Source organism: Pseudomonas sp. CCC4.1 (genome assembly GCF_035019225.1).
In the GTDB taxonomy this organism is placed as follows: domain Bacteria; phylum Pseudomonadota; class Gammaproteobacteria; order Pseudomonadales; family Pseudomonadaceae; genus Aquipseudomonas; species Aquipseudomonas bubulae.
The window spans coordinates 1-13,471 of sequence record NZ_JASJWL010000055.1 but is presented as its reverse complement, the minus strand read 5'-3'; the positions used below and the strand labels follow the sequence as shown (position 1 = coordinate 13,471).

Genomic DNA, 13,471 nt, shown 5'->3' with positions numbered 1-13,471 from the left:
CGGGGAGCCAACGATGTTGAAGCCTCAGAAGCTGGAAAAAGTCCTGATCGCCAACCGTGGCGAGATTGCTTTGCGCATCCTGCGGGCGTGCAAGGAAATGGGGATCAAGACTGTCGCGGTGTACTCCACTGCCGACAAAGAGCTGATGCACCTGGGCCTGGCAGACGAAACCGTCTGCATCGGTCCGGCACCGGCCAACCTGTCTTACCTGCACATTCCGGCCATCATCGCGGCCGCGGAAGTGACCGGTGCCACGGCGATTCACCCGGGCTACGGCTTTTTGGCTGAAAACGCCGACTTCGCCGAACAGGTCGAGAAATCCGGTTTTGCCTTCATCGGCCCGAAAGCCGACACCATTCGCCTGATGGGCGACAAGGTATCGGCCAAGCACGCCATGATCGCAGCAGGCGTTCCGACCGTTCCAGGTTCTGACGGCCCGCTGCCGGAAGACCCTGAAACCGCATTGCGCATTGGCCGTGAAGTCGGCTATCCGGTAATCATCAAGGCCGCTGGCGGCGGTGGTGGTCGCGGCATGCGCGTTGTGCACCGTGAAGAAGACCTGATCGAAGCTGCCAAGCAGACCCGCGAAGAAGCCGGCGCCTGGTTCAGCAACCCGATGGTCTATCTCGAGAAATACCTGACCAATCCGCGTCACGTGGAAGTTCAGGTCATTTCCGACGGCCAGGGCAATGCCATCCACCTGGGCGACCGCGATTGCTCGCTGCAACGTCGTCACCAGAAAGTGCTGGAAGAAGCTCCGGCACCGGGCATCGACGAAACCGCACGCGCCGAAGTTCTGGCACGTTGCGTTCAGGCCTGCGTGGACATCAACTACCGCGGCGCGGGTACTTTCGAGTTCCTGTACGAGAACGGTCGTTTCTACTTCATCGAGATGAACACTCGTGTGCAAGTAGAGCACCCGGTGTCCGAAATGGTCACTGGCATCGACATCCTCAAAGAGATGTTGAGCATCGCAGCCGGCAACAAGCTGTCCTTCACCCAGGCTGACGTGAACATTCACGGTCACTCGCTGGAGTGCCGGATCAACGCGGAAGACCCGGCGACGTTCATGCCGAGCCCTGGCATGGTCAAGCACTTCCACGCTCCGGGCGGCAACGGCGTTCGCGTCGATTCGCACCTGTACAGCGGCTACAAGGTTCCGTCCAACTACGACTCCCTGATCGGCAAGCTGATCACCTGGGGCTCGACCCGTGACGAAGCCATGGCGCGCATGCGCAATGCCCTGGACGAAATCGTGGTCGACGGGATCAAAACCAACATCCCGTTGCACCGTGATCTGGTGAATGACGAAGGCTTCTGCAAAGGCGGCGTCAACATTCACTACCTGGAACACAAACTGGCTAACCAGTAAGTTTGTATTCTGATCAACAAAGCCGCTTTCGAGCGGCTTTGTTGTTTCTGCAAGGCAGGTAACTGCCCTTGTGGAAGCGGGCTTGCTCGCGGTGGCCTCACACGGGCCAACCTGCCAGACCAGGTCGCCTGTATCGCGAGCAAGCTCGCTCCCACCAGGGATCCGTTGCATTCATCGTTTTTTGATTACCCCCCATGCCTACGCTCGCGTAAACTTGCGCGCTTCTCGCGGCCCGACCGGCTGCACACTCCAATTTTTCAAAGGTGCCCGCCATGCCTTGGCTGCAAGTACGCCTCGCCATCAGCCCGGAACAAGCCGAAACCTACGAAGACGCGTTCCTCGAAGTCGGTGCCGTTTCGGTTACGTTCATGGACGCCGAAGACCAACCGATCTTCGAACCTGAGCTCAACACCACCCCGCTGTGGTCGCACACCCATTTGCTGGCACTGTTCGAAGGCGGCACCGAAGCCGAACTCGTACTCTCCCATCTGGAACTGCTGACCGGTTCGCCACTGCCTGAGCATCACGCCGAAGTGATCGAAGACCAGGACTGGGAACGCAGCTGGATGGACAATTTCCACCCGATGCGTTTTGGCCAGCGACTGTGGATCGTGCCAAGCTGGCACGCGGCTCCCGAGCCGGATGCCGTCAACCTGCTGCTCGATCCGGGCCTGGCTTTCGGCACCGGCACCCACCCGACCACCGCCCTGTGCCTGGAATGGCTGGACGGTCAGGACCTGAAAGACTGCAACGTACTGGACTTCGGCTGCGGCTCGGGCATCCTCGCCATCGCAGCCCTGTTGCTGGGAGCCAAGGAAGCCGTCGGCACCGATATCGACGTGCAGGCGCTGGAAGCCTCACGCGACAACGCCAACCGCAACGGCATCGACCCGGCCCTGTTCCCGCTGTACCTGCCGCAAGACATGCCACAAGTGCAGGCCGATGTCGTGGTCGCCAACATCCTCGCCGGCCCACTGGTTGCTTTGGCCCCGCAACTGTCGAGCCTGGTCAAACCGGGTGGTCGCCTGGCACTGTCGGGCATCCTCGCCGAACAGGGCGAAGAAGTGGCCGCCGCTTACGCCCAGGACTTCGATCTGGACCCGATTGCCAATCGCGATGGCTGGGTGCGCATCAGCGGCCGTCGGCGCTAGAATGAAACCATGCCCAATCCGGATGGCCGCATGAGCGATAGCTTCGTTACCCAGTGCCCACATTGCCAGACCAGTTTTCGCGTCAGCCACGCCCAGTTGGGCATGGCGCGCGGTGTGGTGCGCTGTGGCGCCTGCCTGCAAGTGTTCAATGCCGCGCAGCAGCTGCTGAACCAGAGCACTGAAACAGGGCAGCCGCCCGCCGTGGAGATGCCCGTCGTCGCCGCGCCCGAAGTGATCGAACCTGCCCCTGTCGAAGTACCTGCCCCAACCGTGCCGGTCAACCCGGCACCGTGGCAGACCAGCACGATCGATCTCGACCATCTGGATCTGGACGAAGAACTGGCCAAGCTCGAAGAGCGTGAAATCCAGCCCAGCAAAAGCTTTGGCCAACCGCACAAGCCCAAAACCACGTCGCTAAGCGCTCGTCGCGAAACCTCTGACGCAGAAGAAGGTGAGTGGTCAGACAGCCTGTTCAGCGAATCTGCGGCAGACCGCGCCGAATCCGCCAAGGTTGCCGGGCAAGCCGCCGAGATTGCGCAAACCGGACGCACCGAGCCGTCATTGTCACTGGACCTCGATGAACCCGACGATACCCCGCCGCTTCAGCTTTCCCTGGACGACGACCTCGAACCGCCGCTGACAGGCGAACGACTGTCTGCCACCGAGGACGAGGACGACGCACTCCCTGAGCCTGCGCCCGTCAGCAAGGACAGACGCAAACGCAATGAACCGGCCATGGGCGAAGACCCGCTGATGGATCTGGTGGACGATCCGCTGCAGCTGGACTGGCAAAAACGCCGTACGCCCTGGGGCAAACGCCTGCTCTGGAGCTTGCTGGTACTCCTGGCCGCAGCCGCACTGGCCGGGCAGTACATTGCCAACCACTTCGACGAACTGGCACGCCAGGACCAGTACCGCCCGATCTTCCAGCAGCTGTGCCCGCAGATCGGCTGTACGGTGCCCTCCAAGGTCGATATCGACCGGATCAAGAGCAGCAATCTGGTGGTACGCAGTCATCCGGAATTCGCCGGTGCGCTGGTGGTGGATGCAATCCTCTACAATCGCGCACCGTTCTCTCAGCCCTTCCCGCTGCTGGAGCTGCGATTTGCCGATCTCAACGGCAAAATGATCGCCAGTCGTCGGTTTAAACCTGGCGAATACCTCAGCGGCGACTTGGCCAAAGCCGAAATGCCACCGCAAACCCCTATCCACATTGCTCTGGACATCCTCGACCCGGGCCCCAAGGCCGTGAACTACAGCCTGAGTTTTCACTCGCCCGAATGAGCGGGTTTCGCACAAGTTGCTAGCTTTAAGCTGTAACCGACACGTTTAAAGCGCACCGGCTTGCCGCTTGACCCTTGAAACTTGCTGCTTATTGTTCAAAATTCACTCAATTGCAGCTTTAACCAGTCATCGAGAGCGGGTATCATGCCAACCCTTTTTCGAACTCCCAAGATCCGGCCCCACAACAGGGAAGTCCTATGTCGGCGGTACGCATCGGCCCATATACATTGAACAACGGTTTGATTCTCGCCCCCATGGCGGGTGTCACCGACCAGCCCTTTCGTCAGCTTTGCCGACGCATGGGTGCAGGCCTGGTTGTTTCGGAAATGGTCACCAGTGACATGAGTCTCTGGAACAGTCGCAAATCGCGCCTGCGCATGATTCACGACGGTGATCCCGAGCCACGCTCGGTACAGATCGCCGGCGGTGATGCGCAAATGCTGGCAGACGCCGCCAGAGCCAATGTGGAGCTGGGCGCACAGATTATTGATATCAACATGGGTTGCCCGGCAAAGAAGGTCTGCAACAAGGCCGCCGGCTCCGCGTTGCTGAAAGACGAAGCACTGGTAAACGAGATCCTGCAGGCCGTCGTGGCTGCGGTTGATGTGCCGGTTACCCTGAAGATCCGCACCGGCTGGGACCGGGACAACAAGAACGGCATCACGGTGGCAAAGATCGCCGAACAAGCCGGGATCAGCGCACTGGCGGTGCACGGCAGAACCCGTGCCGACCTGTACACCGGTGATGCCGAGTACGACACCATTGCCGCGATCAAGCAGGCCGTGTCGATACCGGTGTTTGCCAACGGCGATATCGATTCACCCCAAAAGGCCCTGCACGTGCTGAACGCGACCGGGGCTGACGGACTGTTGATTGGCAGGGCGGCCCAGGGGCGGCCCTGGATTTTCCGCGAAGTCGATCACTTTCTGCGTACCGGGCAACTGCTGCCGGCACCGGAGATGATCGAAGTGGAACGTATTCTGCTAGAGCACCTGGCTGCATTGCACACCTTCTATGGGGAGGTGCTGGGCGTACGTATCGCCCGTAAGCATGTCGGGTGGTATCTGGCAACCTTGCCGGGCGCCAAGGAGTTTCGCGCCCACTTCAATCGTTTGGAAGATACGGAAGCACAATGCGCCAACGTTCAGGCGTTTTTCGCCGAACGACACAAGAGCCTGGTGACAGGGGACGAAGGATGGGTGGCCGCATGACGATGATGACCGAGACATTAGTGAGTGGAACAACGCCCGTGAGCGACAACGTCAACTTGAAACAGCACCTCAATACACCGAGCGAAGAAGGCCAGACCCTTCGCGGGAGTGTCGAGAAGGCGCTGCACAATTATTTCGCCCATCTGGAGGGCGCTGAAGTCACGGACGTCTACAACCTGGTACTTTCCGAAGTCGAGGCTCCCCTTCTCGAGTGCGTCATGAACTACGTCAAGGGCAACCAGACCAAGGCCTCCGAGCTGCTGGGCCTCAATCGCGGCACCTTGCGCAAAAAGCTCAAACAGTACGATCTGCTGTAAGCATTCAATCAAACCTGAAAGGCGTCCTGATAAAACAGGCCGCCTTTTTTGCTGACTCCTTTGCTTTTGATGGAAATCGAGATGACCGATCAGACTACCCGCCTGCCGATCCGCCGCGCTCTAATCAGCGTTTCCGACAAAACCGGAATCCTTGATTTCGCCCGTGAACTGGAAGCCCTCGGCGTCGAGATCCTGTCCACTGGCGGTACCTTCAAGCTGCTGCAAGACAACGGTGTGGCCGCTGTTGAAGTCGCGGACTACACCGGCTTTGCAGAAATGATGGACGGTCGGGTGAAAACCCTGCATCCGAAAATCCACGGCGGCATCCTGGGCCGTCGCGGCATCGACGACGACATCATGAACGAGCACGGCATCAAGCCGATCGACCTGGTCGCGGTCAACCTCTACCCGTTCGAAGCCACCATCTCCAAACCAGGTTGCGACCTGCCGACTGCCATCGAGAACATCGATATCGGTGGCCCGACCATGGTTCGCTCGGCAGCGAAAAACCACAAAGACGTGGCCATCGTGGTCAATGCCAGCGACTACGCCAATGTTCTGGAAAACCTCAAGGCCGGCGGCCTGACCTACGCGCAGCGTTTCGACCTGATGCTCAAGGCCTTCGAACACACTGCCGCCTACGACGGCATGATCGCCAACTACCTGGGCACCGTGAACCAGGCCGCTGAAACACTGAGCACCGAAGACCGCGGCCTGTTCCCGCGCACCTTCAACAGCCAGTTCATCAAGGCCCAGGAAATGCGCTACGGCGAGAACCCGCACCAGAAAGCGGCGTTCTACGTTGAAGCCAAGCCGACCGAAGTCAGCATTGCCACTGCAACCCAGCTGCAAGGCAAGGAACTGTCGTTCAACAACGTGGCCGATACCGATGCCGCGCTGGAATGTGTAAAAAGCTTTGTCAAACCGGCATGCGTCATCGTCAAGCACGCCAACCCGTGCGGCGTTGCCGTCAGCCCGGACGCCGAAGGCGGCATTCGCCAGGCCTACGAGCTGGCATACGCCACGGATACCGAGTCGGCTTTCGGCGGCATTATCGCTTTCAACCGTGAGCTGGACGCCGAAACGGCCAAGGCCATTGTCGAGCGTCAGTTCGTTGAAGTGATCATCGCCCCGTCCGTGAGCGAAGAAGCCCGCGCCATCGTGGCCGCCAAAGCCAACGTGCGCCTGCTGGCCTGCGGCCAGTGGAGCGAAGATCGCGCCCCGGCCTGGGACTTCAAACGCGTTAACGGCGGTTTGCTGGTACAGAGCCGCGACATCGAGATGATCGGCAGCGAAGACCTGAAAGTCGTGACCAAGCGCGCCCCGAGCGAGCAAGAGATCAACGACCTGATCTTTGCCTGGAAAGTGGCCAAGTACGTAAAATCCAACGCCATTGTTTACGCCAAGGGTCGTCAGACCATCGGTGTCGGCGCAGGCCAGATGAGCCGCGTAAACTCGGCCCGTATCGCTGCGATCAAGGCTGAACACGCCGGCCTGCAAGTGCAGGGCGCGGTCATGGCATCGGACGCATTCTTCCCGTTCCGTGACGGCATCGACAACGCAGCCAAAGCCGGTATCACTGCCGTGATCCAGCCAGGCGGCTCGATGCGTGACAACGAAGTGATTGCAGCCGCTGACGAAGCGGGCATTGCCATGGTGTTCACCGGCATGCGCCACTTCCGTCACTAACAGCACGATCCCATGTAGGCACCGGCTTTTGTGGGAGCTGACTTGCCTGCGACAGCAACACCTCGGTAGTGTCTGAAACACCGAGGTGCCTGTATCGCGGGCAAGCCCGGCTCCCACAAAAGCCCGGCCTTCAGGCACCTCAGCGGTGCTCATCAGAATTCAGCGTCATCCGAGGTTTTTGAAATGAATGTTTTGATCATTGGCAGCGGTGGCCGCGAACACGCACTGGCCTGGAAAGTAGCTCAGGACCCACGTGTCGCCAAAGTATTCGTTGCCCCGGGCAACGCCGGCACCGCCATTGAAGCCAAATGCGAGAACGTCGCCATCGACGTGCTGGCCCTTGAGCAACTGGCAGACTTTGCCGAGAAAAACGTTTCCCTGACCATCGTGGGCCCGGAAGTCCCGCTGGTTGCCGGTGTGGTTGACCTGTTCCGCTCCCGTGGCCTGGACTGCTTCGGCCCGACCGCTGGCGCTGCCCAGCTGGAAGGCTCCAAGGCGTTCACCAAAGACTTCCTGGCGCGTCACAAGATCCCGACCGCCGACTACCAGAACTTCACCGAAATCGAACCGGCTCTGGCTTACCTGCAGAAAGTCGGCGCGCCGATCGTGATCAAGGCTGATGGCCTGGCTGCCGGCAAAGGCGTTATCGTCGCCATGACCCTGGCCGAAGCCGAAGACGCCGTGCGTGACATGCTCGCAGGCAACGCCTTTGGCGAAGCCGGTTCGCGCGTGGTGATCGAAGAGTTCCTCGACGGCGAAGAAGCCAGCTTTATCGTGATGGTCGACGGCAAGAACGTATTGCCGATGGCCACCAGCCAGGACCACAAGCGTGTCGGCGACGGCGACACCGGCCCGAACACCGGAGGCATGGGCGCTTACTCCCCTGCCCCGGTGGTCACCGCTGACGTTCATCAGCGCGTCATGGACCTGGTCATCTGGCCAACCGTGCGTGGCATGGCCGAAGAAGGCAACGTCTACACCGGTTTCCTGTACGCAGGGCTGATGATCGACAAGGCCGGTAACCCGAAAGTGATCGAGTTCAACTGCCGCTTCGGCGATCCGGAAACCCAACCGGTGATGCTGCGCCTGCAATCGAGCCTGGTGCTGCTGGTTGAAGCGGCTCTGGCTCAAGCGCTGGACAAGGTTGAAGCGCAATGGGATCCGCGCCCGAGCCTGGGTATCGTGCTGGCCGCCGGCGGCTACCCTGGCGATTACGCCAAAGGTACTGTTATCCAGGGTCTGGACGCAGCCGCCAAGCTGGAAGGCAAAGTGTTCCATGCCGGTACTGCACTCAATCAAGCCGGTGAGGTGGTGACCTCGGGGGGGCGCGTGTTGTGCGCAACCGCCATGGGCGACACCGTAGAAGCGGCACAGCACAAGGCTTACGAGCTGGCCAAGGCCATCGAGTGGGAGGGTTGCTTCTACCGTAACGATATCGGCTACCGTGCCATTGCTCGCGAACGTGGTGAACCTCAGGAGTAAACACTCCATACGGATAGGCGGGGCGTCTGCGCCCTTGCCTAACCGTTCCAGGCCCGCGCATAGTTACCGTCTAGCTTCAATCCATGAAGGGATTTCGCCGTGCGCTGGCTCAGGATCGCCATAGCTTTTACCGCCGCCCTACTGGCCACTGTGCTTGGCATGATGCCTGCGCAAGCCGCTACAGCGACCAGTTGGTCTGTTCTGTCAGACCCGCAGGCCAGCCTGCAACTGAGCGATGTACGCTCCCCTCGCCTGTCCAGCCAGTTCAGCCCTGTCGACCTTGACCGCATTGGTGCTGCTGAACCCGGCGAAGCCTTGTGGCTGCGCGTACGCCTGCAACCCGACAAGCACGAGCAGATCCTGCGGCTGTTTGCCCCTGACCTGGCGCGCCTGGACATGTATGTATTCGATGATCAAAAACTGATCAGCGAAATCAACACCGGCTCGGCATTGCCCACCAACCGCAAACCGGTGCCCAGCAGTGACTACCTGCTGCCCCTGCCGCAAAGCGCCGAACCGCTGGATGTTTACCTGCGCATGGTCTCTGACCACCAGCTGCGCCCCCACATTACTCTCGACACTGCCGTGATGCTGGCCGCCAGCCAGAGCAAGCCCCTGCTCTATGGCCTGTTGCTGGGCTGCATGACGATGCTGTTGCTGCACAACATTGTGCGCTTTGCCTTCAGCCGCTCACCCAGCAGCCTGTGGCTGGCGATCTGCGAAGCATTGCTCATGGCCAGTTCAGTGTTGTTCCTGAACCTGCTCGACCCCTGGCTGGGGCAGTGGCACAGCCTGCAAACCCCGGGCGCCTACCTGACACTGCTGCTGACCGCCCCGTGCGGGCTGATGTTCACCTATAGTTTTTTCGCGAGTCGCGGTGCCCATCGGCTGCTCAAACTGCTGCTGCTGGACATTCTTATTATCGCCCTCGGTGGCCTGTTGCTGCTGTTTATCGACAACCTGCCGCTAAACCTCATTACCTATGCCCTGGTCGGACTGGCAAGTGTCAGCATTCTGGCCGTATCGGTTTACCACTGGCAAAAGGGCTACAAACCGGCACGCATGTTTGCCATGGCGATGGTGATTTTCAATATCGGCACCCTGGTGATTCTCCCGGCGCTGCTGGGCCTGACCCTCATCGCACCGCAGGAGCTGGTGCTGGCGCTGATGTGCGTGGTGTGCATCAGCGGCTTGCTGATGAGCTTCGCCCTGAGCGAACGCAACCGCAGCATCACCCAGGCCCAGTTCAGCATCAGCCGCGAACTGGCGGCCAGCACGGCCGAAGTCAATGCCAAGGCCGAGTTCCTGTCCAAGATCAGCCATGAAATCCGCACCCCCATGAACGGCGTGCTGGGCATGACCGAGCTGCTGCTGGGCACACCGCTTTCGGTCAAGCAGCGCGACTACGTACAGACCATCCACAGCGCCGGTAATGAGCTGCTGACGCTGATCAACGAAATCCTCGACATCTCCAAGCTTGAGTCAGGGCAGATCGAACTGGATGACGTGCAGTTCGACCTCAATGCCCTGATCGAGGATTGCCTGAGCATCTTCCGCACCAAGGCCGAACAGCAGAACGTCGAACTCATCAGCTTTATCCAGCCACAAGTGCCACGGGTGATCAGCGGCGACCCCACACGCTTGCGCCAGACCCTGCTCAGCCTGCTCGAAAGCTCCCTGAAAAAGACCGACGAGGGTGAGATCCTGATCGTCGTGGCCCTTGAGGAGCGCAATGGCCCGCCACGCTTGCGCATTGCCATCCAGGACTCCGGCCAGCCGATGGATGAACAGGAGCGTGACGCCCTATTGCATGCCGAACTGCACAGCAAGAACTTCCTTGCCGCCACCCGCCTGGGCGGCCACCTGGGGCTGGTGATCGCCCGCCAGCTGATCATGCTGATGGGCGGCGAATTCGGCATAAAGTCCGGTCAAACCACCGGCAGCAACCTGTGGCTGACCCTGCCCCTGGACCCGCAACACCTGGAACACCCCACCTCGGACCTCGACAGCCCGCTCAAAGGCGCGCGGGTACTGGTGGTGGACGACAACGACACCTGCCGCAAAGTGCTGGTGCAGCAATGCTCCGCCTGGGGCTTGAATGTCAGCGCCGCCGCCTCGGGCAAGGAAGCCCTGGCCTTGCTGCGCACCAAGGCGCACTTGCGTGACTACTTCGACATTGTCCTGCTGGACCAGAACATGCCCGGCATGACCGGCATGCAACTGGCCGCCAAGATCAAGGAAGACCCGAGCCTCAATCACGACATCCTGCTGGTCATGCTCACCGGTATCAGTAATGCCCCTAGCAAGATCATTGCGCGTAACTGCGGGATCAAGCGCATCCTCGCCAAGCCGGTGGCCGGCTACACCCTCAAGACCACCCTGGCGGACGAACTGACCCAGCGCAACAAAGGCCATGCCGCCGCACAAACCACCGCCAATGGCCCCGCTGCCGTTGCGGTCTCCGTGCCCGGCGACTTCCGCATTCTGGTGGCCGAAGACAACAACATCTCGACCAAGGTTATCCGCGGCATGCTGGGCAAGCTCAACCTGAACCCGGACACGGCCTGCAATGGTGCCGAAGCGCTCAAGGCGATGAAGACCCAGCGCTATGACCTGGTGCTGATGGACTGTGAAATGCCGGTACTCGACGGATTTTCCGCCACCGAGCAGTTGCGCGCCTGGGAAGTCAGCCACCAGCGGGTACGAACTCCGGTTGTCGCCCTGACCGCCCACATCCTTACCGAACACAAGGAACGCGCCCGGCAGGCCGGTATGGACGGGCATATGTCCAAACCCGTGGAACTGTCGCAACTGCGCGAACTGGTGGAGTTTTGGGTCGAACAACGTGAGCTGCGTCAATCCCGTACGCAACTGTCCTAACAGACAGCCAATCCCCCTGATAGACTTTCGGCGCCCCCTATCGATGTGAGCTCAGACCATGCTCCATGTGCTGTTCAGTGTGTACTTGAAGATGCTGGTGCTTTACAGCCCGTTTTTCGTGCTGTCGTGCTTTATCAGCCTGACCCGGGGTTACTCGAACAAGGAACGCCGCCGGCTGGCCTGGAAAGTGGCCCTGGCCACGCTGATCTCCAGTGTATTGCTGTACCTGTTCGGGCGCACGATCTTCAGCGTCTTCGGCATCACCGTCGATGCATTCCGCATCGGTGCCGGCAGCGTGCTGTTTATCTCGGCGCTGGGCATGGCCCAAGGCAAGTCTGCGGTGCAAACAGACAATGTGCAGCAGGACGTGACGATTGTGCCCTTGACCATCCCGCTCACTGTCGGGCCCGGCACGATCGGTGCGTTGCTGGTCATGGGTGTCAGCCAGCCCCACTGGGATGACAAGCTAATGGCGATTGTCAGTATTGCCCTGGCCAGCCTGACGGTAGGCGTGGTGCTTTACCTGTCCAACCGCATCGAACGGATTCTCGGTGAGCAGGGTTTGCAGATCGTCAGCCGCCTGATGGGCCTGTTTGTCTGCGCCCTTGCAGCCCAGATCATCTTTACCGGGATCAGGGGCTATATGGTCCCCTGAAAACACATAGAACTGTGGGAGCGAGCCTGCTCGCGAAAGGCTCTGACAGCCGCTTCGCGAGCAGGCTCGCCCCCACAGGGCTCAGGGTTTTTCGCCATACCAGCGCGGCGTGTACACCCATTGCATGCCGTCAGCACGGGCAAAGGTGCACGTCGTCGACGACCCCACCAGCACCATGGTGCGCATATCCACCTGCTCCGGGGTCAACTCGCCCAGGGTCAGGGTGCGCAGGGTCTGGCCCGGACGGCCAATGTCACGACCCAGCACCACCGGCGTTTGCGGCGTGCGATGGCGCCTGACGATATCCAGCGCAACGCCCAGCTGCCATGGCCGTGAACGGGAAATCGGGTTGTAGAACGCCAACGCCAGATCCGCCTCGCAAGCCAGGTCCAGACGCTTCTCAATAATGCTCCACGGCTTGAGGTTGTCCGACAGCGACATCACGCAGAAGTCATGCCCCAGCGGCGCCCCGGCCTGCGCGGCCGTTGCCAGTGAAGCTGACACACCCGGCAGGATCTCCAGATCGACGCTGTGCCACTGCGGGTCCACAGACTCATGCAAGGCTTCGAGCACGGCCGCGGCCATGGCAAAAACCCCAGGGTCCCCCGAAGACACCACCACCACCGAACGCCCCTGCGCCGCCAGCTCGAAGGCGTGGCGGGCGCGCTGCATCTCTTCGCGGTTATCGGTGCAATGCATCACCTGATCGTCGCGGAACGGGCCAGCCATACGCACATAGGTTTCATAACCCAGCACATCATTGGCCCGCGCCAGCTCGGCCTTGACCGCAGGCACCATCAGTTCGGCAGCGCCGGGGCCCAGGCCAATTACAGCCAGACGGCCACGGGCCCGGCCAATCGTTTCAGGTTCCAGCGGCGCCGCGGCAACACCCAGCACCACGCCATTGCCCGGTTCACACCAGGCAACAGGCAGCAACGCTGCATCGCTGCCCACAAACCGCAACGGAACCGCCAGCTCAAGGGCCGTTTCACGCAGCGCTGCACTGGCCATCAAGGTTTCCGGTGCGACGATGCACGCCAGCGACTGACGTGCCAGCCCGGCCTGGTACAACGATTCGAGGATTGACTGTGGCGAAACCTCGGCACACACCTGCGCCAGTACATTGCGCGAATAAATCAGCAACTCGTCTGTCGCTGGCAGACGCTCGGCGCTGCCCACATGGATCGCCAGACGCGCCTGCCCGCTTTCGGGCAGTTGCGCCCGCGCCAGCCACGGCGCATCGCCTTCGATACGCACTGATTCGCCGGCCAGCAGGTCCGAAACAAAGCGTTTGCCCAGCTCCAGATCGGCCAGCACATAGCCCGCAGGCGGATTGAGCAGACAGGTGCCAAAGCGCAGTTCGCCGCTGGTGGTGATCGCCGGAGCAATGCCCAGACCCGCCGCAATGACCCTGTCTCTTATACACATCT

The 13,471-nt window shown here is 60.8% G+C and carries 10 protein-coding genes; 9 read left to right on the top strand and 1 reads right to left on the bottom strand.

Annotated features, from left to right (window positions below):
- Window positions 1–13 precede the first annotated feature (13 nt).
- From accC to QN377_RS18185, 9 genes are all read left to right on the top strand, one after another.
- Complete coding sequence (gene accC, locus QN377_RS18225) at window positions 14–1,372, top strand: acetyl-CoA carboxylase biotin carboxylase subunit (protein WP_095001029.1); 1,359 nt, start codon at window positions 14–16, stop codon at window positions 1,370–1,372.
- 272 nt (window positions 1,373–1,644) lie between these two features.
- Entirely contained in the window at window positions 1,645–2,523 is an 879-nt protein-coding gene (prmA, locus tag QN377_RS18220) for a 50S ribosomal protein L11 methyltransferase (protein ID WP_095019748.1), read from the top strand.
- Window positions 2,524–2,553: 30 nt separating this feature from the next.
- The gene (locus QN377_RS18215; protein WP_095020836.1) at window positions 2,554–3,807 is read left to right on the top strand and encodes a DUF3426 domain-containing protein; all 1,254 of its coding nucleotides are present in this window, start codon (window positions 2,554–2,556) and stop codon (window positions 3,805–3,807) included.
- A gap of 197 nt (window positions 3,808–4,004) precedes the next feature.
- Complete coding sequence (gene dusB, locus QN377_RS18210) at window positions 4,005–5,018, top strand: tRNA dihydrouridine synthase DusB (RefSeq protein WP_095001027.1); 1,014 nt, start codon at window positions 4,005–4,007, stop codon at window positions 5,016–5,018.
- Entirely contained in the window at window positions 5,015–5,335 is a 321-nt protein-coding gene (gene fis / locus QN377_RS18205; protein ID WP_003439210.1) for a DNA-binding transcriptional regulator Fis, read from the top strand. Before dusB ends, fis begins: the two co-directional genes overlap by 4 nt.
- Before the next feature lie 81 nt (window positions 5,336–5,416).
- Window positions 5,417–7,024 carry a bifunctional phosphoribosylaminoimidazolecarboxamide formyltransferase/IMP cyclohydrolase gene (purH, locus tag QN377_RS18200; protein ID WP_095019746.1) on the top strand — a complete coding sequence of 536 codons (1,608 nt, stop codon included), beginning with the start codon at window positions 5,417–5,419 and terminating at the stop codon, window positions 7,022–7,024.
- 183 nt (window positions 7,025–7,207) lie between these two features.
- Window positions 7,208–8,506, top strand: coding sequence for a phosphoribosylamine--glycine ligase (purD, locus tag QN377_RS18195; protein WP_095001025.1), 1,299 nt, complete (start codon window positions 7,208–7,210; stop codon window positions 8,504–8,506).
- Window positions 8,507–8,605: 99 nt separating this feature from the next.
- Complete coding sequence (locus tag QN377_RS18190; protein ID WP_095001024.1) at window positions 8,606–11,386, top strand: hybrid sensor histidine kinase/response regulator; 2,781 nt, start codon at window positions 8,606–8,608, stop codon at window positions 11,384–11,386.
- A 58-nt stretch (window positions 11,387–11,444) separates the two neighbouring features.
- The gene (locus QN377_RS18185; RefSeq protein WP_095001023.1) at window positions 11,445–12,041 is read left to right on the top strand and encodes a MarC family protein; all 597 of its coding nucleotides are present in this window, start codon (window positions 11,445–11,447) and stop codon (window positions 12,039–12,041) included.
- Between the two features lie 81 nt (window positions 12,042–12,122).
- Here the strand turns inward: QN377_RS18185 and cobJ are convergent.
- A partial coding sequence (cobJ, locus tag QN377_RS18180; RefSeq protein ID WP_323567646.1) for a precorrin-3B C(17)-methyltransferase occupies window positions 12,123–13,471 on the bottom strand: 1,349 nt, incomplete at its 5' end.